The organism is Pontibacter pudoricolor, assembly GCF_010092985.1.
GTDB classification, from domain to species: domain Bacteria; phylum Bacteroidota; class Bacteroidia; order Cytophagales; family Hymenobacteraceae; genus Pontibacter; species Pontibacter pudoricolor.
The window spans coordinates 1,597,944-1,622,661 of sequence record NZ_CP048106.1; the positions used below are offsets into that span (position 1 = coordinate 1,597,944).

Below are 24,718 nucleotides of genomic sequence, written 5' to 3' on the forward strand. Positions count from 1 at the left end.
TGGTTTAAGGTTAGTTGGCTCTTACTCCAAAAGTATAGCCAACGCCAATGTGTACTGTTCTTGGTGCGCCCTGGCGGTAGCTTTTACCGTAGCTGTACTTGTCGGCTGTGGTGGCGTATAGTTGATTGGTCAGGTTCAGGGCGTTGGTCCATAGTTCCAGTCCGCCAACTGTGTAACCTACACGTGCGTTCAGCAGATCGTAGCCCTTATATATTTCTGAGTTTGCGGCATCCAGGTAGTATTTACCCAGGTGCTGCCACTCCAGGCTTAGCCGCAGGCCTTTTATAGTTGCGGGTTTAAAACATACTTCGGTATTGCTGATAAAGCGCGGAGCAGTAGCCATTTCCTTGCCATCGAACGTAGTTCCCTTCTCTGTAAACTCAACATAAGAGTGTTTAGCATTTGTGCCGCTAAACCGGAAGTTTATAGTTTGAACAGGTGCGTATTTAAAGGTATATTCTACTCCACGGTGGCGGGTTTGTCCTGCATTCTGATTTTCGTAAGAGCCATCTTCCAGCCTCACGGATACGATCTCATTTTTGCCATCCAGCTGATATACGCTCACATCAAGGTAGCCTTTGGTTTGAGCAAAACTGATCCAGCCACCAGCTTCGTAGTTTTTATAGTTTGATGGCTTAAGTGTTGGCACCTGCACGCCACGGTATAGTTCTGTTATTTGCGGGGGCGTAAAACCTACGCTATAGTTTGTGTAAACACCCATGCTTCTGCCCAGGTCGTAGGTCATGCCCAGTTTTGGCGTAAGGCTCTTAAACCCGTTTTGCTCGTCAGGTGCACCGGTGTAGGCGCCCGGTTCCAGGTGGTTATCAAATGCATAGTCCAGGCGGTCGTACCGTAAAGCGGCAACTGCTTTCAGTCTTTCCAGCGGGTTTATCTCAAACTGGGTGTAGGCAGCAGTGTTCAACAGGTCTACGATATAGCTGGTCAGCAATGTGCCCGTCTGGCTATAGTTAGTATACTTGCCTGTTTCGCTTCGGTCAATGTCAATCAGTTCTGCCTGGTAAGTTGCAGGACTATAGTCTGCGCTGATGCCGCTGATAAGTTGCGCGTTCAGGAACGGGAACAGGATTTTATGCTGCGCAATCAGCCCGAAACTCCGGAAAGCATCTTCGTTGATCTCTCCTTTTGCTTTCAACGGGTTATCTTTTACATTTCTGATGGCATAAAAAGGATTCTGGCCGATGGCGTTATTGCGGTAAAAAGCTGTTACTTGGGTGCTGTGCTGCGTGTTCCAGTTTTGTTCCAGTGTAGTTCTTAAGCGCAGCGCATTTACTTTGCGGTAGGTAAATGTGTGCTGGCTGGTGTACTCTTTGCTGTAAAAACGGGTGCTGTCCAGGCCACCGGTCTGGTCTGTCTTGTAATCTACTAAACTGGCCGTTGATATGAGTTTTGTTTTGCTGTTGAAAGTATAATCGGCCCGTAAGGTTAGTGCCAGTTTATCGAAATCGCTGTGCTCGATAATGCCGTTGCGTTGCGCGGCGTAGTAACCGGCCACATACACTCCCAGTTTGCCAAATGTATTTGATGCGCTAAAATCCGTGCGGCGGTAGCCTTTGTCGCTGCCTTCGGCCTGTAGTCTGGCAGTAAATACCTGTGCCGGAGCCTGTGTAATAAAGTTAATGGCGCCCCCAATCGCTTCGCTGCCGTACAGCGACGATGCTGGCCCACGGATCACTTCAATGTTGCGCAGTGCACCCATGTTTATCTCTATCAGCGCGTTGTGGTTAAAGTCGCCGGTTGCCCGGATCGGAATACCATCTTCCAGGTACAGGAACAAACTTTTATACCCGATCGGCTGCCGGATAGCCATGGTATGCTGCTCGTTTCCCAGGTTAACCATATACACGCCGCTCACCTTGTTCAGCACCTGCTCCAGCGACACGGCTTTGGTCTCGAGCAATACTTCTTTTGAGATGGCGCTAATGGCAACTGGCGTTTCGGTACGCACAGACGCCTCACGGCTGGCAGATACCACTACCTGGTTCAGTTGGTTTGCAGACGGTTGTAGCTGCACCAGCAGCTCATTGTTTTTCAAAGGTTTTTTCTGGGCATCATAACCAATATATGAGAACACCAGCGAGTCGGAAGCTATAGTTGCAGCCAGGTTAAACTTACCGTCGGCTCCGGTTATAGTTCCGGTTTTAGATTGGGTGGTGCGTATGGTTACGCCGTAAAGCGGCTCTTTAGTTAAAGCATCTATTACCTGCCCTTTGGTTGTGGTCTGGGCATAGGCAGTGTGGCAGAGCGCTAGCAGGCTCACGACACAGATCAGTAAACTTCTCATGGAAGCAGAATTTATAGTTTAATTCAAAATTGAAGTGCGCACCGGTAGTAGCAAAAGGCAAAACCTTAGCTTAAAGAATATGGGGCGCAAATGCGGGATGCTAAACTATAAACTGAGGTGGGTGAAAAATGCTCTGATACGCAATGGAACTATAGCTGAAAGTATAGCCTGAAGGGTAAGCAACTATAGTTTCAGGGATGATTGGTTTTAACGAGAATAAATTCTGGCAATACAGGTTAACCTGCACTTCCTGTTTCTGGCCGCGCTCGTTCGCCTGTTTATCTGTGTCGTGCTGGGCTTTCAGTTTTTTGGTGAGCTGGCATTTGCCTTCGCATTTCAGTTCAGGCTTGTCGCGGTTTATGCACAGGAACTCCATAATATATTCCCTGTTCGCCTGGAAATCCACAAGCACTGCCACCTTGCTAAAGGTTTGCAGCAGCATAATGGCACTAAGCGTTATAACAAAGAAGTTTTTCATGGTGTACCCTTGTTGCAAAGCAAGTACTGACTTAGAGGCCAGTTCTGCCTTTACGTTACAAAAGTAGACCGCAACATTTTCCTAAATAATGATCTGCATCAACTATATGGCTGATCTTTATCAATCAGAGCCAGCCTTTGCGCCTGAACCAGATATATACCACCAGCGTGATCAGCGCCATCGAAAAAATGACCATCGGGTAACCATACACCGAATGCAGCTCAGGCATAAAGTCGAAGTTCATCCCGTAAACCCCAACTATAAACGTAAGTGGCATAAAGAAAACAGAGAAGATGGTAAGCACCCGCATTACTTCGTTCGTTTTCTGCGAAGAGAGCGAAATATAAGTGTTGACCAGGTGAATGGTGCTATCGTTCAGTTCGTCGTAAAGCGTGACCATGTGCACGTACAGGTCCTGCATATCCTGCATCTCAGTAGGCGAAAGGTTCAACAGTTTAAGGTTATCCAGTATTACCTCCGATAGTTTCAGAATTCGTTTCGATACACCTACTTTCCGCTTCAGATGATACAGGCCTTTGGTAAGCGAAACCGGTTTTGCCTGCAGAAAAGTCTTTGTCTCATAGTAATCCAGGTCATTGGCCAGCTTGCCGGCAGGTTCGTCGAAGGTACGCAACGCGGCCCGAACTATACGTGTAAGCAACCCCGCTGATGTTATGACAAGCTGGGTATCGGTATACTTTTCTATGAGTTCAGCGATAAACGGAACCGGGTATTTATGAATGGAGATAAGGAACTTTTCGTGATAAAAAATGGAAACTTTGTTGGTAAGCTCCTGTATGGTGTCGGCTTCGCGGTGCGCTTTTGCATCATAAATACGCGTGATAATAAAAACCACGTCGTTGGCGATCTCATACTTCGGTAAGTGCTCTGGCTGCAAGCAATCGCGCACCGACGCCGGATGCAGCCCATACTTAACGGCTAATTTCTGCAACTCCTCCTCGTTCGGATTCTCTATATCTATCCATTCCCAGCCGTACTCGGCTGAAGAAAATAACGTTTGTTGCACAGGCTTATAGTTATAGTTTTAAATCAGACAATCTGTGTACGCGCACTATAGTTTGGTGTTAGTTAGCAACTATAAGTTAAATCTACAAAAGTCTGAAACAAAACCCTCCGGCACTATCCCGGATATTTTAAACTATAGTTTGATCAACCTGGGTAGAAATTACTGTAAACTAAAGATCCGCCCGGGCAGTGGCCCGGGCGGATCTGGAATATAGCTGAAAAATAAAATTAGTTTTTACCGGTGTGTGCAAGCACAATCTGGCGCAGCCATTTCAGCATCAGGAAGATGGCAAAAGCAGCCAGCAACGAACCCGCACAGTTTACAAGGAAGAAGTAAGCTTTGTGATCGTATTTATCCCACATGCTGGCCAGTACGCCGGATAATTTATTGCCGATAGAAGTAGCCAGGAACCAGCCACCCATCATCAGGGCCGTTAAGCGCGGCGGGCTCAGCTTTGATACCAGCGACAATCCCATCGGGCTCAGGAACAACTCACCTACCGTAATAACAGCATACGAACCAACCAGCCACATCGCAGAGCTCTTCTCAGCGCCATTCATGCTGGCATACACAGCACCAACCATTACCAGTGTACTCATGGCCGTTATGATCAGACCCCACATAATTTTAGCCGGCGTTGAAGGTTCCTTGCCTCGCTTGCGCAGGGCTGCAAAGAACATTACAACCAGCGGCGTAAGCAGGATCACAAAGAATGGGTTAATAGACTGGAAAAGCTCCGTAGAGATGAGCGACAGGGAGTCACCGTCTTTTGGCCAGCGCTCTTCCGGCAGGTTGTTCAGGTAAGGCGAAACACCTTCTTTTGTGATCACTTTACCATCTGCATCGGTTCTGGCCCTGAAATTCTGATCATAATCCGGAACAGTGGCCGTGCTCTGGTCTACTTCCTGTACCATACCAATAGCACCGGCTGGGCCGGTTAAGCCATCCACCATTTCGCGGTCGGTATAGTATTCTGCCCAGGTAGTAAGGGCCGTACCGTTCTGTTTAAATATCGCCCAGAAAACGATTACTACTGCAAAAATAGAAAGCAGGGCCGCAATCGGTTTTTTATCTTCTGATGATGCCCGTGCCCAAAGCGAACCATAGAACACCATGATCGGGATAGCACCGAAAATGAACGCATCTGTAGAGTTAGAACCGAAAATATCGCCCGGTATAAGTACCCAGCCCAATACACCAGCTAAAACAGCAGGCAAAATAACAATACCAAAAATACGCATCAGCGGCATGTCGTTGGCAGCGGCAGGTTTGCGTACATCAGCATCTTTATAATGCTTATTACCCATCCAGAAAATTACTACCCCCAGCAACATACCTACACCGGCAGCTGCAAACGCATAACCCCAGCCATAGTTGTTGCGCAGGTAAGAGGCCACAAACGGAGCAATAAAAGCACCCACATTTATACCCATGTAAAAGATGTTATAGCCGGTATCTTTCTGTTCCTGGTACTCTGGTGAAGAATATAAACCACCTAAAAGTGTTGAAATGTTTGGTTTGAAAAAACCGTTACCGATAATGATCAGCCCAAGCGCGGCAACCATGGCCAAATCGCCGGGCAGTGCCAGACCAATGTAACCAAGCGCCATCAGTATACCACCAATGGAGATAGATAACCGGTAACCTAGTACCCTGTCGGCGAGCAGCCCGCCCACGAAAGGTGTTAAGTAGACAAATGCGATGAACGTACCGAAGATATCCGATGCATTTTCTTTAGATAGACCAAGTCCGCCGTTCTGCGCATCGATCATGTAAAGAAAGAAAATAGCTAACATCAGGTAGAAGCCAAATCTCTCCCACATTTCGGAAAAGAACAGGTAATAGAGGCCTTTAGGGTGTTTAGATTTAGTCGTAGACATGTAGGTGTTTGATAAATAAAGCTTGAAAATAAACATACTTTATAAGCCCGCAAAATAAAAGCTTCCCTCAGAAGTGCATTTTTAAACTTTTTTCGGGCAGAAGCTATTCTTTATAAACCACTTGGAAGCCTGAACTATAAAAAATCTTTTGGCTGTTAAGTTGTTTTAGATGCTGCTACTCTATTCCTTTGCGGACTTATTTGGCGCGAGCTGCTTAAAGATGAAAAAACTACTGGTTTTGTTGATGTTGTTCTGGTATAGCGTGCCCGCTTTGCCATGGCAGGCTAATACTATAGCCGGCGCATCACAAAGCACTTTACATCAGGAAGTTGATTCTGATAAAAAAACAGCTGTTGCACTGCTTTTCCAGGATTACAATATTCCCGGACCTGAAGCCTTGCCACAACTTGAGAAGTCATTCTTGCTGCCAGCTGTGCAGGGCAAGCAACTGCTCGTTACATATACATCATTTGATAAAGCCGCTACTTCTGCTTTACATTTTTCTATCAGGCCAGAAAACGGTGGGCATATCATTTTTACGGCGGGGCCTTGATAGATCAGCCCTGGTTCCTCCAGCTATAACTGCCTGCACTGCCCGGGCAGCAACTTAAATCACACCAACATTTACCCTTAGTTTTTAAATTATGATGGAGCTTATACAGCACCTTATCAGCTTTATACTACACATTGACCAGCACCTGGTAGACCTGCTTAACCAATATGAAAACTGGATATACCTGATCCTGTTCATCATTATTTTCTGCGAAACCGGTCTGGTAGTAACCCCTTTCCTGCCTGGCGACTCGCTTTTATTTGCCTTAGGTGCACTTGCAGCGCTACCATCTTCGGGCTTAAATGTATGGTTCCTGATGGGGCTTCTCATCATTGCGGCCATTCTCGGTGACTCTTTTAATTACCTGACCGGCCACAAGTTCGGGCGCACTATCTATAACAAAGACTACTGGTTCCTGCGCCAGTCGCACCTGCGTCAGGCTGAAAAATTTTATGTAAAATATGGTGGCCGCACTATTATTTATGCCCGGTTTGTACCAATTGTGCGCACTTTTGCTCCGTTTGTGGCTGGTATGAGCAACATGAACTATAAGCGGTTTTTGATTTTTAATGTGGTAGGCGCTTTTGTATGGGTTGTCTTCTTTATCATGATCGGGTATGTTTTCGGAAACCTGCCGGGTGTACGATCAAACTTCTCGCTACTGGTGCTGGGTATAATCGGGGTATCGTTACTGCCACCAATCTATACGATTGTTAAGCAGCGTTTCGCAACCAGCAAACAAGCATAAGTTCTTTCATTTTTTTAATTTCTACTATTAAAATAATTGCTGGTAACTGTATCCGGAGCATTGTTCAGACAACTGTACCCGATACTTTTTAGTAACTGAGCTTTTTTATTCTTCTTTGAATGAGTAATCCTTCTAAAACCAGCGCTGTATCTACGGCAGGTGTTTTAATCTCTCTCGGAATTATTTACGGCGATATCGGCACCTCACCGCTTTATGTGATGAAGGCCATCTTAGGTATTGCCCCTGTGTCACAGGTGTTGGTGTATGGCGGTATTTCCTGCGTTTTCTGGACCCTGACGCTGCAGACAACTATAAAGTATGTACTTTTAACGCTTCAGGCAGATAATAATGGCGAAGGTGGTATTTTCTCGCTTTATACGCTTATTCGCCGGCGTGCGTCCTGGCTTATAGTTCCGGCCATGATCGGGGGAGCCGCTTTGCTGGCCGATGGTATCATTACGCCGCCTATTTCAGTTTCGTCCGCTATCGAAGGTCTGCGGATACTGAACCCGAATATCCCGACTGTTCCCATCGTTATCACCATCCTGACCCTCATTTTCCTGATGCAGAGCTTTGGTACAGAGATAGTTGGGAAAGCGTTCGGGCCGATCATGTTTATTTGGTTTACGATGCTGGGTGTGCTGGGCGCGCTGTCGCTGGTAAAGCACCCGGAAGTTTTGCATGCTATAAACCCCTATTTTGCTTACGACCTGCTGGTAAATTACCCGGAAGGCTTCTGGGTGCTGGGTGCTGTGTTCCTCTGTACGACAGGTGCCGAAGCGCTTTACTCTGACCTGGGCCACTGCGGCAGACCAAACATCAGGTTAAGCTGGGGATTTGTAAAGCTATGCCTGCTACTCAACTATTTTGGTCAGGGTGCCTGGCTTATGACTATGGAGGGTAGCGTGATCGGTGAAAACCCGTTTTATGGGATCATGCCATCGTGGTTCCTGATCATTGGAATCGCCATTGCAACTATAGCTGCCATAATTGCCTGCCAGGCCCTAATTTCAGGTTCCTTTACACTGATCTCGGAAGCCATACGCCTGAATTTGTGGCCCCGGGTAAAACTTGTGTACCCTACCAACCAGAAAGGGCAATTGTATGTACCTAGCATAAACTGGCTCCTTTGGCTGGGTTGTGTTGGCGTAGTGCTATACTTCCGCGAATCGGAGCACATGGAAGCAGCTTATGGCATGGCTATTACCATGTCTATGATATCTACCACCATCCTGATGAGCTATTTCCTGCGCGTAAAATATAAGTCGTGGGTTGCTGTAACGCTGTTTTTAGGGGTATACCTTTCCATCGAAACCTCTTTTATGGTGGCAAACCTGAGCAAGTTTATGCAGGGTGGCTGGGTAACAGTGCTGATTGCGAGTGTGTTGCTGGCAGTAATGTACATCTGGATAAAGGCTTTTTACATAAAGCGCAGCCTGGCCGAATATGTGCGCCTTAAAGATTACCTGCCCGCTCTGAAGGAGTTGAGTGCCGACGAAACGATACCAAAATATACTACCCACCTGGTGTTTATGACGAGCGCACCCAAACCGAAGGATGTGGAGACAAAAGTAATTTACTCTATCTTCCAGAAGCGCCCGAAACGTGCTGATATCTATTGGTTTGTGCACGTTGAAACCACCGACCAGCCTTTTACAACCGAATATAAAGTAAAGCAGCTGGACCCTACCGTGATCCGGATCGACTTCAGGCTTGGCTTCAGGGTAGAACAGCGTATTAACCTATTTTTCAGGAAAGTAGTGGAGGAACTGGTAGCAAATGGTGAAGTGGATATAACCAGCCGCTACGACTCGCTGAGCAAGCATAACCTGATAGGTGACTTCCGGTTTGTAGTGCTCGAAAAATTCCTGTCTTACGAAAACGACCTGCCAATCAAAAATCGCATGATCATGGAATGGTACTTCAACATAAAGAAATACACCAGCTCCGAAAGTAAATGGTTTGGGTTAGATACCAGCTCTGTTAAAGTTGAGAAAGTACCGCTTGTTATCAGGCCGGTAAAATTACCGGAACTAAAGCGCATCGCGGTATAATTCTGGCACACCTGAGCCGGTTTACGAACTATAGCTGCAGATCCCACACGCATGCTTTCAACGCTATAGTTTGTAAACCGGTGGGCAGGCTTTTTTCAAGATTCTTGTGGAGAGATTCTTAACAATTAGTATCTTGCTATGTTGCTTGCTTATTTTTTACCTTTAGCTGCCGGTAATTTACTTTAAGCTTTAGTTGCTTGTAAACTATAGGCCGAGTGCACTATAAACAACCTACATTAGCTGATGGCTAACCAACACCTACTACTACATGCGTAAATTTCTACAGAACATTACCCGACGAAAAAGCGGAACGGCATTGCTGGCCGATTACTACCTCGACGACAACATACAGGGTACCAACCTTGTGCGCACACTTCGGCTTAAGGATCTTGTTTCTTTTGGTATTGCAGCTATAATCGGGGCCGGTATTTTCAGCACTATTGGTAATGCAAGTGCAGCCGGCGGACCGGGTGTATCGCTCCTGTTCATTTTTACGGCTATTGCCTGTGGTTTTTCGGCATTGTGTTATGCGCAGTTTGCTTCATCCATACCGGTTTCGGGTAGTGCTTATACCTATGCTTATGCTTCTTTTGGCGAGCTGGTCGCCTGGATCATTGGCTGGGATTTACTGATGGAATATGCGATTGGCAACATCGCTGTAGCTATTTCCTGGTCTGATTATTTTACGGCTGTGCTGCAAGGTGTAGGAATCGGGATGCCCGAATACCTGACCATGGATTTTCTGAGTGCTTCGCGTGGCTTTACAGAAGTGTCAACTCAATTAGCTCAGGGGAAGGCCCTTACTGACCTCCCCAGCTATCTGCAGGAGGCTTACCTTGCCTGGTCGAATGCGCCAACTATAGCTGGAATAAAACTGGTGGCTGATATTCCTGCTTTAGGTATTACGGTGCTCATCACCTACCTGGTTTATGTGGGTATAAAAGAGTCGAAGCGTACAGCTAACCTGCTGGTTTTGCTTAAGCTTATAGTTATACTTTTAGTGATTACAGTTGGTGCATTTTATGTAAATACCGATAACTGGTCGCCGTTTGCGCCGAATGGCATTTCGGGCATTCTGAAAGGTGTGTCGGCTGTATTTTTTGCCTACATCGGGTTCGACGCGATATCTACCACCGCAGAAGAATGTGAGAATCCGCAGCGCGACCTGCCGCGTGCCATGATCCTGGCCCTGATTATCTGTACAGTACTTTATGTGATCCTGGCACTGGTGCTTACCGGTATGGTCCCTTACAACGAACTGGCCGTTGGCGACCCGCTGGCTTATGTTTTCTCCAGAGTTAACCTGGATGCAATGGCTGGTATAGTTGCTGTGAGTGCTATAGTTGCCATGGCCAGCGTACTGCTTGTTTTCCAGTATGGGCAGCCACGTATCTGGATGAGTATGAGCCGCGACGGCCTGCTACCTAAGATCTTCTCCAGCATCCACCCGAAACATAAAACACCGTGGTTTGCAACTATAGTTACCGGATTTGTGGTAGCTGTGCCTGCCCTTTTCATGAACCTGACCGAGGTGACCGACCTGACAAGTATTGGCACCTTGTTCGCTTTTGTGCTGGTATGTGGTGGTATTCTGGTAATGGAAGAAAAACAGAAACAACTAGAGACTATACACAAAGGCTTCCGGGTACCTTATATTAATGCCAGATATACGTTGCCGTTACTGATGATAGGTTTGCTGATTATTCTCTACATTTACAACGGTGAGGCCATGACAACTTATTTAAGCACTGAAGGAGGCTGGGAAGAGTTTCAGCATAAGCTGCCGCTGCTGGGCTTTATGATCATTGCCGCTATCATGACGGTACTTTCTTTTGTAAAAAACCTGTCGCTTATTCCGGTATTGGGCTTACTCACCAACTTGTACCTGATGACGGAGCTTGGCATTACAAACTGGACCCGTTTCCTGGGTTGGCTGGCACTGGGCCTGATATTATATTTTGTTTATGGCTACCGCAACAGCAAATTAGGCAAGCATCAATTGTAACATTTATCGTTGTAAAACATTGAAACAGAGGCAAAACATAGCAACAACGCTCCTCCTGCTGGTGTGGGCTGCCATGTTTTGCCTTTCTGTTTTAGTTACCCTCTCCAAACAATCCGAAAAATCGGCATCAAGCTACAGTTCAGCTTTAGAAAACAACGAGGAATTAACTTCAGACAAGCAGAGCGAGCCTGTCGCCTGGACAGAGCAAACCCAGACGCACGTCGTAACAAGCCATACAGAATCCTTATTACACCTCTATGCTGGTACTTTCTGGCTTTTAAAGCTGCGAACTTATTATTCTGAAAAAAAACCTGTTAAGGTTTTACTGGCTTTTGCATCTGCCACTTCCCGCTTCCGGATACTCCCCAACGCCCCTTAGTTTATAGTTGTAACTGTTAGAAATACCTGCCTTACTTTATAGTTTAAAAGTATGCGCGGTTGCTTTCCCATTCCCCGGGAATGGCATTCCCTTTCACTTACCAACTATACTTTACTAAATGTCAAAAAATATCTTCGCGACAAAATCTGTCGATAAACTGATCAAAGAATCAGAAAGCGGTGAGCACGGTCTTAAACGGACCCTAACGGCCACTAACCTTACCATGCTGGGCGTGGGTGCCATTATTGGGGCCGGTATTTTTGTGCTTACCGGTACCGCTGCCGCAAATGCTGCGGGCCCTGCTATTGTTATTTCCTTTTTAATTGCCGGGCTTGGCTGTTTGTTTGCCGGTCTGTGCTACGCCGAGTTTGCCTCTATGATACCTATTGCAGGCAGCGCTTATACCTATGGTTATGCCACGCTGGGCGAGTTTATAGCCTGGATCATTGGCTGGGACCTGATACTGGAATATTTGTTTGGTGCCGCAACAGTAGCTGTAGGCTGGAGCGGTAACTTTGTAAGCTTGCTCAAATCGATTGGTATTACCGTGCCGGCTGCAATTGCTGCTGCCCCGCTTGCTTACGATGGTAACTCATTTACTGCCACAGGTTCTATTATCAACCTGCCGGCTATAGTGTTGATACTTATCATGACGACGTTGCTGGTAATCGGTATTCAGGAATCTGCCAAATTCAACAACATCATCGTTATTGTAAAAGTGGCTATCGTATTGCTGGTTATCGCTTTTGGCTTCCAGTACATAGATCCTTCTAACTGGACTCCTTTTATCCCTGACAAAGAGGTATTGGTTGACGGTGCTACCCGTTATGGCTGGCAGGGTGTAGTGGCCGGTGCAGCCATCGTATTCTTCTCTTATATAGGGTTTGATGCTGTCAGCACTGCCGCCCAGGAAGCAAAGAACCCGCAGCGCGACATGCCTATCGGTATGCTTACATCGCTGGGTATCTGCACATTACTTTATGTATTGATGTCTCTGGTAATGACTGGCCTGGTACCTTACAAAATGCTGAATGTTCCGGATCCGGTACTGGTGGCACTTTCTGCTGCGGGTCCTTCGCTTAGCTGGTTATACTTCTTTACCGGGGTGGGTGCTGTAGCTGGTCTGGCTTCGGTTGTATTGGTGATGCTGATGGGGCAGCCACGTATTTTCTTTGCAATGAGCCGCGATGGTTTACTGCCTGCGTTTTTCGGTAAAGTACATCCAAAATTCAATACACCTTATGTAACTACTATCCTTACAGGTTTGGTAGCAGCTGTAGTCGCCGGTATTTTCCCTATTGGGTTACTGGGTGAACTGGTAAGTATCGGAACGTTGCTGGCTTTCGTAATTGTGTGTGCTGGTATTATAGTGTTGCGCCGTACAAGCCCTGAGTTAAAGCGTCCGTTCAAAACTCCTTTTGTACCACTTGTTCCGATACTGGGCATCCTAATCTGCGGATACATGATGGTAAACCTGGGTTTTGATACCTGGATGCGCCTGATCATCTGGATGGCAATTGGTGTATTGATTTACTTTTTGTATGGCCGCAAACACAGCAAGCTTCGCAAGCAGAACGATGCACTTGAAGCTGGTAAAATTCCGGTAAGTTAACTTCAGCGAATACAATTAGGATGTTATGGGAATATCCGGATTATTCATTTTTCTGACAGCATTAACAGTGCTTACCCTTTATTTAAGGAAAGCCGCAAATAAGAAACAGAAATAAACTGTTTTTGAGATCTGTTCATAAAAAACCGCCAGGTAAATTGCCTGGCGGTTTTTATTTTATAGCTAGCCGGTTACTGGTTTCGCATAGAGCATGTGGTAACTGATAAAATTATAGTTGAGTAATAACAGCAGGAATCTTAACCAAAATCCAAAAGAGAAAAGCATTCAAATCCTGGGTAAGCTATTGCTTATCAGCTGCCTTATAGTTGTGCTTCACAAAATTGCCAGTCAGTGTCCTAAATAATAAAAGACTTTAATCTCTTTTATTCATGACGCAGGTCATTTCTCAACTTCCCTTCCCTACTGACCTTTGATCCGGAAAAAGCACTTGTAACAAGCGTGTTTTCCGACTACCAGTTTCAAAATACAGTCAGCATTTAAATTAAAATCACTCTAAACATTTACATATATGAAATATAGAAATCTATGGCTGGGGTTTATTGCCGTTATTGTCGGCTCCTTTGCCGTGCTGGGGTACTATGGTATCGAAATCTATCGGGAAGCGCCTCCCATTCCCAGGCAAGTGGTAACCACCTCCGGTAAGGTTCTTTTTACAGAGCAGGATATTAAAGACGGGCAAAATGTATGGCAGTCGGTTGGTGGGCAGGAGTTGGGTTCTGTCTGGGGCCACGGGGCTTACGTAGCACCCGACTGGAGTGCAGACTGGCTACACAAGGAAGCGATGTATTTCCTGGACACCTGGGCCCAGCAAGCGAAAGGCGTGAACTATGAGGCACTGGATGAAGAGACCAAAGCCATGCTGGAAGCTCGTCTGCAAAAACAGATAAGAGCAAACACCTACGATCCCGAAACCGGTGTACTGACCGTTTCAGATTTACGTGCTGAGGCTATTTCAGATGTAAGCAGGCATTATACAGGCCTGTTTATGGACGACCCTGCACTGGCAAAACACCGTGATGCATACGCCATGTCTGATAACACTGTAAAAGACCCTGTACGGATGCAGAAACTGAATGCCTTCTTCTTCTGGACCTCGTGGGCCTGTGTTACCGAACGTCCGGGTAAAAATATCACCTACACCAATAACTGGCCTGCTGAAAAGCTGGTAGCCAACGAGCCAAGCAGCGACCTGATCATCTGGACAGGTTTCAGTGTCATTAGCCTGATAGCTGGTGTGGGCCTGCTTGCCTACTATTATGCTTCTAACAAAGAGGATGACATAGACCTGAGCAAACTGCCAAAGAAAGATCCTTTGCTGGGCTTAAATGCCACGCCATCTATGAAAGCAACCTTAAAGTATTTCTGGATAGTGACAGCCCTTATACTCGTGCAGGTTACATTGGGAGTTGTGTCGGCCCACTACGGTGTAGAAGGCCAGGCCTTGTATGGTTTCCCGCTCGCCGATTACCTGCCCTACTCTATTACTAGAACCTGGCACGTGCAGCTCGCCATTTTCTGGATAGCTACCTCCTGGCTGGCAACCGGTCTATACATTGCCCCCGCTGTGTCGGGCTACGAGCCAAAATTCCAGAAACTGGGGGTAAACTTCCTTTTTGTCTGCCTGCTTATTATAGTTGCAGGTTCGTTGGCTGGGCAGTGGTATGGCATCATGCAGAAACTGGGATACACTGAAAACTTTTGGTTCGGACATCAGGGGTATGAATATGTAGACTTAGGGCGCTTCTGGCAGATATTCCTGTTAGTAGGCTTATTCCTGTGGCTGGGCCTGATGGTGCGCGCTATTCTGCCTGCTTTCCGGAACGATGCAGAAGGGCGTCATCTGCTGGGTATGTTCCTGATCTCATCGGCTGCAATTGCTATCTTCTATGCATCCGGCCTGATGTGGGGACAGCATACCAACCTGGCCATTGCCGAGTACTGGCGCTGGTGGGTAGTTCACCTGTGGGTAGAAGGCTTCTTCGAAGTTTTTGCTACCGTGGTAATTGCCTTCCTGTTTGTGCGCATGGGCCTGCTGGATACTAAAATGGCAACATCGACAGTACTTTTCTCTACCATCATTTTCCTTTTCGGAGGTATTATCGGTACGTTTCACCACTTATACTTCAGCGGTACGCCAACTGCTGTAATGGCCCTGGGTGCTACATTTAGTGCCCTGGAAGTTGTGCCGCTTGTACTTATTGGTTTTGAAGCCTACCATAACCTGAAAATAAGCCGCCTTACCCAGTGGATCAAGGCGTATAAGTGGCCCATCTACTGCTTCGTGGCCGTAGCTTTCTGGAACCTGGTTGGTGCAGGTGTGTTCGGGTTTGTGATCAATCCGCCAATTGCACTTTATTACATGCAGGGGCTGAATACAACACCTGTGCACGCACACACTGCTCTTTTCGGGGTATATGGTATACTTGGTATAGGGCTGATGCTGTTTGTACTGAAAGGTCTGTCCGGCCGTCGCCGCTGGAAAGATGGTGTAATAAGCTTTGCTTTCTGGTCCCTTAACATTGGCCTTATCCTGATGGTACTGATAAGTGTGCTTCCTATCGGGCTTATGCAGACGTGGGCAAGTGTGGAATACGGCTTATGGTATGCCCGCTCTATGGAGTTTATGCAGACAGACACCATGGAAACACTGCGCTGGCTACGGGTTATTGGTGACACGATCTTTGCTGGTGGTATTGTTGCCTTAGCCTGGTTCATCATCGGTCTTAAAACAGGTTGGTCGCTAGAGCAGGACGAAGATGTGCAGGACATAGACCTCATCCAGACACAGGAAGATGAACTAACTATAAAAAAGTAGTAGCTATAGTTACATAAATACTTCTTGATGCACTTCCAGGAATGGCTGTCCAACTATGGGCAGCCATTCCTTTTTTCTGAGGCTGGTCTTCTTTAGGTATTACGTTAGTTAGCAGGTAGAAATTTTATGCTTTCTTGTGCATAATTCAGACCTTTACAGGTGATGTCATCAATAACCATACTTCAGAATTTACCTGACTTACCTGTTAAGGAAGCCCTGCCGCGCCTGCTTGCTGCCCTGGAAACCAATACCAGGGTTGTGCTGGAAGCGCCGCCCGGAGCAGGTAAAACCACCCTCGTTCCGTTGGCATTGCTGGAAGCTGGCTGGCGCAACAACGGTAAAATCCTGGTACTGGAGCCACGCCGCCTGGCCACCCGCGGAGCCGCACAACGCATGTCGGACCTGGTGCATGAGCCACTCGGGCAAACGGTTGGATACTGGGTTCGGATGGAGCATGTGGTATCTAATAAAACGATAGTTGAGGTAGTAACGGAAGGAATTTTAACCCGGTTGATTCAGGATGACCCGGCTCTGGAAGGAATTGCAGCTATCATTTTTGATGAGTTTCATGAGCGCAACCTGCAGGCTGACTTAGGTCTTGCATTGGCACTGGATGCCCAGGCAGTGCTGCGCCCCGACCTCCGGATACTGGTGATGAGCGCCACACTGGATGCTGTAACTATAGGTAAGTGGCTGGATGCACCTGTTATTACAAGCGAAGGCCGTCAATATCCTGTCGAAACACATTACCTGCCCACTTCCGAAGTGGCTGCGGCAGGAAACAGACCGGCGGAAAGACTGAGCAATCTGGTACCCAAGGCAATACGAAAAGCGTTAACCGAACAACCGGATGGCGATGTACTGGTATTTTTGCCCGGCATGGGGGAAATGCGAAGGGTCGCTACACAACTGGAAGGCAAACTGGCACCAACTATAGACCTGCATATTTTGCACGGAGATCTGCAATTATCAAAACAAATGGCTGCTATACAACCTGCACCCAAGGGCAGGCGCAAAATAGTACTCGCCACCAGCATTGCCGAAACCAGCTTAACTATAGAAGGTGTAAAAATTGTGATAGATGGCGGCTATTCCCGTGTTCCTGAATTTGTACCCCGCACCGGGTTAACTACGCTGGCAACTATACCTGTTTCAAAAGCTGCCGCCGACCAGCGCCGCGGCCGGGCCGGGCGTCTGGGGCCGGGTGTGTGTTACAGGCTTTGGTCCACTGCCGACCAGGTGCAGTTAGCTGACAGGCAAAACCCTGAAATATGCGAAGCAGACCTAACCGGGCTGGCTCTGGAACTTGCCATGTGGGGCGTAAAAGATGCAGTTGCCTTAAACTGGCTGGATGTACCGCCCTCCGCTGCCATGGCACTTGCCCGCGATCTGTTACTTCGCCTGGAAGCTATAGATACAACCGGTAACGCTACAGCACACGGAAAAGCACTGGCATCGCTTGGCCTTTCTCCAAGACTGGGGCACCTGGTTATTCGTGGCCGTGAGTTTGGGTTTGGAGCTACAGCCTGTGCCTTAGCTGCTTTGTTATCTGAAAAAGACATCCTGAAGCAGCTGGAAACCGGGCGTGGCAATATTCTTCCTGATCTTCCCCTGCGCCTGGAATTTTTATCGGGTAAACGTCCGCCAATACCTGGCTTTGTGTTGGATGAAAATGCCCTCCGACGTGTGAAAGAACAGGCACAACACCTGATGCAACGCACCCGCAGTGCCAGCGAAACTATAAAACCGGACGCAGCAGGAATCTTAACCGCTCTCACCTACCCCGACCGTCTGGCCCAACGCGAGTCATCGGGCCGTGTAAGAATGGTAACCGGGCAACGGGCCGCTTTGCCGACTGAGCTTTTCAGCGAAGCAGATTTTTATAGTATTGCGCATCTGGAGACCGGGAATCAGCCTCGTATATTGCTGGCTGCACCACTTAACAAGACAGAGTTGCTGGAGCACTTTGCAGAACAAATGGAGGAGTTGGATGAAGTCAGATTTGATGAAGCCACTGGCAGAGTGACAGCCCGTAAAATTACCCGGTTAGGTGCATTAATTCTGCAGGAAACCAACCAGCCGAATCCTGATCCTGAGCATGTAGCTACTATACTTTTAAAGGCCCTTAAGGAGAAAGGAATTGATAAACTTCCCTGGTCTGAGCAGGCTATAAATACCCGGCAGCGCCTGGATTTTCTGCATCAACTGGTACCTGAACTATGGCCCGATGTTTCGGATAAAACGCTAGAAAAAACGATAGAACTATGGCTTCTGCCGCATTTGTCTGGCTTACGAACTATAGAACAAGTGGCCAGGTTAGATTTTAATGAAATGCTGTTGTCGGACCTGAGCTGGGAACAACGGCAGGAAATGGACCGGCTGGCCCCAACCCACCTGGAAGTACCAAGTGGCTCACGCATTGCGTTGAACTATACAGACCCAGTCACCCCTGTACTTGCCGTGCGCCTGCAGGAAGTATTCGGGATGCTGGATACGCCCAGAATTGGTGGTGGCAAAGTGCCTCTGCTGATTCACCTGCTCTCCCCTGCCTCACGCCCCGTACAGGTTACCCGCGACCTGCGCAGTTTCTGGACAAACGGCTATTTCGATGTCAGGAAAGATCTCCGTGGACGTTATCCCAAACACCACTGGCCCGACGACCCACTGGCAGCTGTTCCGACGCGTGGCATTAAAAGACCTCAGTAAACTATAGTTTTAGCCAACTATAAAATACTATAACTCAGTTGCATCTTTTGTGTAGTCTCTCCGTCATCATGGTGTAATAGATCTTAAACAGATAAAAATAAAGCACCATGGAATCAATGTACATCTATGCTTTCGGCAGACAGCTTAACCAGTTAAAAGAGCAGCTGGACCAGCAAAACACGAAACAAAACAACTGTGTGAAAAACACTTGCCAGGAAACAGAACAGCTATCGCAACAAAGCACTTGCTGCCCCAGAAAGCCGGTTGACACCAATTTATAAACTATAAAGTTCCGTCCATACCGCCAGTTTGAGCGCCAGCATTAACTGGTGGTGAAATATGGCAGCCAGTTTATAACTGGCGAAACTATGGTTCGGAACGCGCCAGTTACAAACTGGCCTCATTTATAGCCACAAGCTGCGCTATCGCTAAACTTGCAGCATATCACATAATAGCATTAGCAACGCGGCCAGAGTCAGCGGGATAACTCACACTCGCGGGACGCGAACGAGGGCATTAGCAGAATAGATTCTCGTAAACTATAAAAGCCCAAAACCACCGATCATCAGTGGCTTTGGGCTTTTTAAACTATAGAATTATAGTTTAAAATATCAGACTATAAAAAAAGATCCCCTGCAGCTTCTGGCTGGTAAAGGATAGATTCAATTTTGTAATACAGCATTCCCTGTGGGGCAGGCCATTCTACTTCGTCGCCTACTTTGCCACCCAGGATAGCGGTTGCAACCGGAGCCAGTACAGAAATCTTACGCGCATTAAGGTCAGCATCTTTCGGATACACAACCGTAATCTCAATTTCTTTCCCGGTTTTCATGTCTTTCAGGCGCACCAAGGAATTCATAGTTACTACATCAGTCGGCACTTCTTCTGAGGCTACAACTTTTGCGCGCTTCAGTTCTTTACACAACCCTTCAACAGAGGCAGCGCCACCATTCTGGCGTTGCAACTGCACCAGGCTATGCAGGCGTTCTTGATCTTTTTCGGTTAAATAAATGGGGTTCATATAAGTCTAGTTTAATATGAGTTGATGCTCTTTCGTGAGTATTGATCCTGGTTCTGTCGGCTTAAAGTAAATATCTTCAAAGCTCAGCGTTCTGCCAGATTCCACTCTTCTGAAAATCTTGTCCGGCGTAATACTGTCTATGCTGCCAAACCCGCAGGCTTCCATCACTTCTATGGTTGATTTTATAGTATTGCCATGGAAATTTGCTACACGCACTCTCTTATCAGCAACATCCAGACCCTTATAAAGGTTTTCGTCCTGCGTAGCAATACCTACCGGGCAACGACCTGAGTCGCACTGAAGCGCCTGTATACAGCCCAGTGCAAACATCATTCCGCGGGCACTGTAGCAAATATCCGCACCCAACGAGATCGCCTTTATTATATCTACGCCAGTTATGATCTTTCCGGCTGCAATCACGCGAACTTCTTTTCTGAGCTTATATTTTACCAGCATCTCCTGCACAAACGAAAGGGCATCGTAGAGCGGCATACCTAAACTATCTGTAAACTCTAGCGGCGCTGCACCGGTTCCACCTTCTGCTCCATCTATCGTAATAAAGTCAGGGAAAATCTGGTTATGCATCATTTCCTGGCAAAGGCGCTCAAACTCCAGTTTGTTACCGATACAAAGCTTGATACCGATCGGCTTGCCTTGCGACAGAACACGAAGCTTCTCGATGAAAAGCAACATGGTGAACTGGTCCTGGAAAGCAGAGTGCGCCGGTGGTGAAGCAACGGTAGTATGTGGCACCACTTTACGGATCGCAGCGATCTCCGGCGTGTTTTTAGCAGCTGGCAAAATACCCCCATGGCCTGGTTTTGCACCCTGCGACAGCTTTATTTCCACCATTTTAATGTTTGGATGGGCAACCTGCTCCTCGTATAGTTTCTCTGAGAAGTTACCATGGCTATCGCGGCATCCAAAGTAGCCCGTACCTATCTGCCAGATCAGGTCGCCACCACCTTCTATGTGGAACGGACTCACGCCCCCTTCACCGGTGTTATGCGCAAACCTGCCCAGTTTAGCTCCTCCACTTAAAGCCGTTACCGCTGTTTTACTCAGCGAGCCGTAGCTCATGGCCGATATATTATAGATGCTGGCGCTATAAGGCTGCGTACAACGGCTGCCACCCACTGTTACACGCAGGTCTTCTTCCGTTACATGGGCCGGAAACATGGTATGTGCAATCCACTCGAAACCATTTTCCTGGCTGTTGGCCTGCATACCAAATGGCACCGTTTGCCGTACGTTCTTAGCGCGCTGGTAAACTATAGATCGCGTGCGGCGGCTAAAAGGCTTACCATCCAGGTCCGACTCAAAGAAATACTGGCGGATCTCCGGGCGAATACTCTCAAAAAAGTAGCGCAAATAACCTATAATTGGGTAGTTGCGCAGTATAGAATGCCTCGGCTGACGTATATTATGGATATAAACTGCCTGCAACGGTAGCACTAATACCAACAAAGCTATATAAGCTATATTTTGGTAAGCCAGGTATAAAATAAGGGTATAAATGGCTGCAAAAGCAACCGCAAAAAGTTGCCTTACGCTAAGTTTGATTGACATATCAGTTGTAAAAATTAATTTTTCAGAGATACAGCTAGTGTAGATTACCGCAACAACTATATGCTACAGGCCAGAAACACTAGATACCAGGAGGAGTTAGAGCCGGATAGATTTCCGGCTTACTTGTTAAAGTCTTTTGGAGTAGAAAAAAAGTTAAGACAATATCCGTTCAGGTCATCGCTTAGAGAAACGTGATTCGAAGCTGCTACAAGGCTTGTAAGCGGCAATTGTAACGTATGTGAGTGTATACTGAATGGCAGCACAGCAGGTTCAAATTTGGTTAGCCAAAGTAAGCAGATATTCTATTGAAATGCAACTTGTTCACGGTATACGCTGCTTAACCTATATATTGTTACATAAATTTAGCTGCATATGTCCTGTATCCTTGTCTGAAGTTGAACAGGTTCGTATTCCATAAAATGTCCACCTACGCTTTCTCTCCTTAAAACACATGCATCGAGAATAAGTTCGACCACAGTCAGCAAATTTTTAACTTCCTGTACTGCAGCCGAATACCCCTGAAGGTATTTCAGGCTATATTTCAGTTCGGCGAGTTCATACGTAGCATGCAGCAAACCTTCTGCCGTGCGAACTATACCAACTTTTTCCCACATTAAAGTCTGCAATGCTTTTTTTGTCTTAAGTACAATTTTATCATCCCGGTTATCCGGCAAGCTATACACAACACTCTTAAACGCTGTACAATGAAGCTGCAGATCTGAAACTTTGACATGCTTAGCAGCCTCCCTGGCAAATACAACGCCTTCGAGCAACGAATTACTGGCCAACCTGTTAGCACCATGTATGCCTGTACAGGCCACTTCCCCGATCGCATATAACCCAACTATAGATGTCTGCCCATGCAGGTTTGTAACAACACCACCGCACTGGTAATGCGCCGCCGGAACTATAGGTATAAGGTCAGTAACAGCATCAACGCCGATACTTTTACATCTGGTATAAATGCCTGGGAAATTTCTTTGCAATCTACCTCCGGGCAAACGGGTAGCATCCAGGTAAAGGCATTCTGACTGATGCATGTGCATTTGTTCGTACACGGCTCTGGCAACTATATCGCGGGGAGCAAGGGAGCCAAGCGGATGATATTGCTGCATAAACGAACCGCCATCGGGCAAAACCAGTTCTGCCCCAGCCCCGCGCAAGGCTTCACTTATCAGGAACGTGTCTGAAGAACCAGGATCATAAAGTGCTGTGGGGTGAAACTGGAAGAACTCCATATTCCGGATAGCTGCGCCTGCCCTGCGGGCCATCGCGAGTCCGTCGCCGGTAGCTATAGTTGGGTTGGTGGTAAATTGGTAAACCTGGCCGGAGCCGCCGGTTGCCAGCACAATAGCTTTAGCCAGTATCGTTTTATAGTTCCCAGTCACCATATCCAGCACCTGCACACCGTAGCACACTTTCTCCTGACCTATAGTTTGCGTCAGCAGATCCAAGCCAAAGTGGTATTCTAAAACGGTGATATTCGGATGCTGAAGTACCGCTTTGCTTAAGGCCTGTTGTATGCTCAAGCCGGTGTGGTCTTTAACATGGGCGATGCGGTTTTGTGAGTGACCACCTTCTAACCCTAAGGCTATAGTTTCATCGGTAGCTGTATCAAAAAGTACGCTTTGCTGTTGCAGCCATTTTATAGCTGCAGGCGCACGCGCTACCATAAACCGGACTGCCAGCTCATCGCATAGCCCGGCGCCTGCAGTGAGGGTGTCCTGTATATGTTGCTCAAACGAATCTGTAGCACTCAGTACAGCGGCAATACCTCCCTGGGCATAAGCGGTGTTGGTCTCTGCCAAAGCAGCTTTGCAGAGCACCAATACTTTGTTTTGAGCAGCAGCTTCGAGGGCAAATGTCAGCCCGGCAATACCGCTGCCCAGTACTACAAAATCATAGTTCAGGGAATCCATTTACGCAAAAGCCAGCATACGCTCAATGGGTATAAGAGCTCGTTTGATGATCTCATCTTCCAGGGTTACTTCAAAAAGCCTTTCCTGCGGTGTTCCGATTGCCCGAAGCGAATCCAGTGTCCGTTGTATAGTTATCTGCTTCATGTGCGGGCACTTGATGCACGGAACTATAAATTCTTTCTGCGGATACATACCCCGCAGCGTTGCACCCAAATCGCACTCCGAACCAAGTATGAACTGCTTACTTTTACTCTCACCAACAAACCTAATAATATCGGATGTGCTGCCCACAATACCTCCGGCTCCTTTTAATGCATCGGTAACAGTATCGTCCGGAACCTCCCAGTGCACCAGTACCTGCGCTTCCGGGTACATTAGTTTAAGTCCGTTTATACGCTGTGGCGTAAACTGCTCGTGCACTTCGCACTTACCTTCCCAGAGTATCAGTTCCTTACCAGTTTCGGCTTTGATCTTGCTCTGCAGGTTGCGGCCCATGTACAGGTCTGGCAAGAATATAAGCTTATCTCCGCCCAGCGAGCGGGCAATATCCATGGCATTGCGGGAGGTGCAGCAAATATCGGCTTCAGCTTTGGTTTCGGCGTAGGTGTTAATATAAGCAACTACAGGCACGCCCGGCCATAGTTTCTTTAGCTTCTTCACATCTTCGCCGGTAATGCTTTCAGCAAGTGAGCAGCCGGCATCAAAACTTGGCAGCAACACCTGCTTTACCGGGTTCAGGATCTTGGCCGTTTCAGCCATAAACTTTACCCCGCAAAAAATAATATAATCCGCTTCCACAGTTTTGGCAGCTACACTCAGACCCAGCGAATCGCCTACAAAATCGGCAATGCCGCCATCTTCGTGTTTTACCTGCAGTTCGGCTGGCATGTAAAAATGCGACAGCACCACCGCGTTGTGCTTTTTCTTCAGCTCACGTATCTCTTCTACAGCATCAAGTAAAGCGGCTTCTTCTTGTTCGGGCAGGGCAAAAGGCTCCATGGCTCTGAGCTTTTCAGAGAAAGCGCCCCGTGTTTGGGTAGTAAGCATTTTGGGTCGTGTGTTTGTGTTAGATTAAGATTCTAAAGTTGTTTGGCTGAACTATAGCTAATCCTGCAATCCGGCTTCAGAAATACTTTCCTTTGGCAGCTCTTCGTGCAGGTTTGTGATAAAGTACTTCCCTGAATTAATTCCATCTACCAGGTCCTGTATCGTTTTGGTACTGAATACTTTCAGCAGCTGGTCGCGGTAGGCTTTTATTTCGTTATGCAGCGGGCAGGGGTGTGTATCAGAGCACATTTTCATGCCCATTCCACACTTCCGGAAGGCTTCCATGCCATCAATGGTATTTACCACTTCCAGCAGGCTTATTTCGTTGGCTGGCCTGTGCAGAAAAAAACCGCCGCCTGGCCCTTTCATGGAGGCGATAATGCCTTTACGAACCAGGTCCTGCAATATTTTACCCATAAAATGGGCAGGCAAATCCAGCTCTTTCGCTATTTCCTTTATGCCTGCCTTTAGCCCTTGCGCATCACTCAAGGCGATGTATACAATAGCACGCAGCGCATATTCCGCTGTTTTCGATAACATGAGAATCTGTTTATACTTTTAACACTAACACGGCTGCAAAGGTAC

The 24,718-nt window shown here is 47.3% G+C and carries 17 protein-coding genes; 8 read left to right on the forward strand and 9 right to left on the reverse strand.

Annotation, left to right across the window (positions count from 1 at the left end):
• Window positions 1-10 precede the first annotated feature (10 nt).
• From GSQ66_RS06860 to GSQ66_RS06875, 4 genes are all read right to left on the reverse strand, one after another.
• Window positions 11-2,302: a TonB-dependent receptor gene (locus tag GSQ66_RS06860; RefSeq protein ID WP_162426783.1), complete on the reverse strand. Its 2,292-nt coding sequence runs from the start codon at window positions 2,300-2,302 to the stop codon at window positions 11-13.
• Window positions 2,303-2,402: 100 nt separating this feature from the next.
• On the reverse strand, window positions 2,403-2,780 hold the full coding sequence (locus tag GSQ66_RS06865; RefSeq protein ID WP_162426784.1) for a hypothetical protein: 378 nt from the start codon (window positions 2,778-2,780) through the stop codon (window positions 2,403-2,405).
• A 124-nt stretch (window positions 2,781-2,904) separates the two neighbouring features.
• Window positions 2,905-3,807, reverse strand: a complete 903-nt coding sequence (locus tag GSQ66_RS06870; RefSeq protein WP_162426785.1) for a magnesium transporter CorA family protein — start codon at window positions 3,805-3,807, stop codon at window positions 2,905-2,907.
• Window positions 3,808-4,034: 227 nt separating this feature from the next.
• Window positions 4,035-5,687 carry a peptide MFS transporter gene (locus GSQ66_RS06875; RefSeq protein WP_162426786.1) on the reverse strand — a complete coding sequence of 551 codons (1,653 nt, stop codon included), beginning with the start codon at window positions 5,685-5,687 and terminating at the stop codon, window positions 4,035-4,037.
• Window positions 5,688-5,907: 220 nt separating this feature from the next.
• Between GSQ66_RS06875 and GSQ66_RS06880 the strand changes: the two genes are divergently transcribed.
• From GSQ66_RS06880 to hrpB, 8 genes are all read left to right on the forward strand, one after another.
• Entirely contained in the window at window positions 5,908-6,240 is a 333-nt protein-coding gene (locus GSQ66_RS06880; RefSeq protein WP_162426787.1) for a hypothetical protein, read from the forward strand.
• Between the two features lie 91 nt (window positions 6,241-6,331).
• Complete coding sequence (locus GSQ66_RS06885) at window positions 6,332-6,988, forward strand: DedA family protein (protein WP_317164236.1); 657 nt, start codon at window positions 6,332-6,334, stop codon at window positions 6,986-6,988.
• Between the two features lie 119 nt (window positions 6,989-7,107).
• Window positions 7,108-9,042 (forward strand): KUP/HAK/KT family potassium transporter, encoded by a 1,935-nt coding sequence (locus GSQ66_RS06890; RefSeq protein WP_162426788.1) that lies wholly within the window; start codon window positions 7,108-7,110, stop codon window positions 9,040-9,042.
• Window positions 9,043-9,310: 268 nt separating this feature from the next.
• A complete protein-coding gene (locus tag GSQ66_RS06895) occupies window positions 9,311-11,047 on the forward strand; it encodes an amino acid permease (RefSeq protein ID WP_162426789.1) in 1,737 nt (578 codons plus the stop codon).
• Window positions 11,048-11,066: 19 nt separating this feature from the next.
• Window positions 11,067-11,426 carry a hypothetical protein gene (locus tag GSQ66_RS06900; protein ID WP_162426790.1) on the forward strand — a complete coding sequence of 120 codons (360 nt, stop codon included), beginning with the start codon at window positions 11,067-11,069 and terminating at the stop codon, window positions 11,424-11,426.
• Window positions 11,427-11,544: 118 nt separating this feature from the next.
• The gene (locus GSQ66_RS06905) at window positions 11,545-13,038 is read left to right on the forward strand and encodes an amino acid permease (protein WP_162426791.1); all 1,494 of its coding nucleotides are present in this window, start codon (window positions 11,545-11,547) and stop codon (window positions 13,036-13,038) included.
• Between the two features lie 526 nt (window positions 13,039-13,564).
• Window positions 13,565-15,871 carry a nitric-oxide reductase large subunit gene (locus tag GSQ66_RS06910; protein ID WP_162426792.1) on the forward strand — a complete coding sequence of 769 codons (2,307 nt, stop codon included), beginning with the start codon at window positions 13,565-13,567 and terminating at the stop codon, window positions 15,869-15,871.
• A 162-nt stretch (window positions 15,872-16,033) separates the two neighbouring features.
• Window positions 16,034-18,577 carry an ATP-dependent helicase HrpB gene (gene hrpB / locus GSQ66_RS06915; RefSeq protein ID WP_162426793.1) on the forward strand — a complete coding sequence of 848 codons (2,544 nt, stop codon included), beginning with the start codon at window positions 16,034-16,036 and terminating at the stop codon, window positions 18,575-18,577.
• A 616-nt stretch (window positions 18,578-19,193) separates the two neighbouring features.
• Here hrpB and rnk read toward each other — a convergent pair.
• From rnk to GSQ66_RS06940, 5 genes are all read right to left on the reverse strand, one after another.
• A complete protein-coding gene (gene rnk, locus GSQ66_RS06920; RefSeq protein WP_162426794.1) occupies window positions 19,194-19,598 on the reverse strand; it encodes a nucleoside diphosphate kinase regulator in 405 nt (134 codons plus the stop codon).
• Window positions 19,599-19,604: 6 nt separating this feature from the next.
• On the reverse strand, window positions 19,605-21,167 hold the full coding sequence (locus GSQ66_RS06925) for an FMN-binding glutamate synthase family protein (RefSeq protein ID WP_162426795.1): 1,563 nt from the start codon (window positions 21,165-21,167) through the stop codon (window positions 19,605-19,607).
• A 362-nt stretch (window positions 21,168-21,529) separates the two neighbouring features.
• Window positions 21,530-23,086: an L-aspartate oxidase gene (nadB, locus tag GSQ66_RS06930; protein ID WP_162426796.1), complete on the reverse strand. Its 1,557-nt coding sequence runs from the start codon at window positions 23,084-23,086 to the stop codon at window positions 21,530-21,532.
• The gene (gene nadA, locus GSQ66_RS06935) at window positions 23,087-24,133 is read right to left on the reverse strand and encodes a quinolinate synthase NadA (RefSeq protein WP_162426797.1); all 1,047 of its coding nucleotides are present in this window, start codon (window positions 24,131-24,133) and stop codon (window positions 23,087-23,089) included.
• 57 nt (window positions 24,134-24,190) lie between these two features.
• Window positions 24,191-24,673: an RrF2 family transcriptional regulator gene (locus tag GSQ66_RS06940; RefSeq protein ID WP_162426798.1), complete on the reverse strand. Its 483-nt coding sequence runs from the start codon at window positions 24,671-24,673 to the stop codon at window positions 24,191-24,193.
• Window positions 24,674-24,718: the final 45 nt, after the last annotated feature.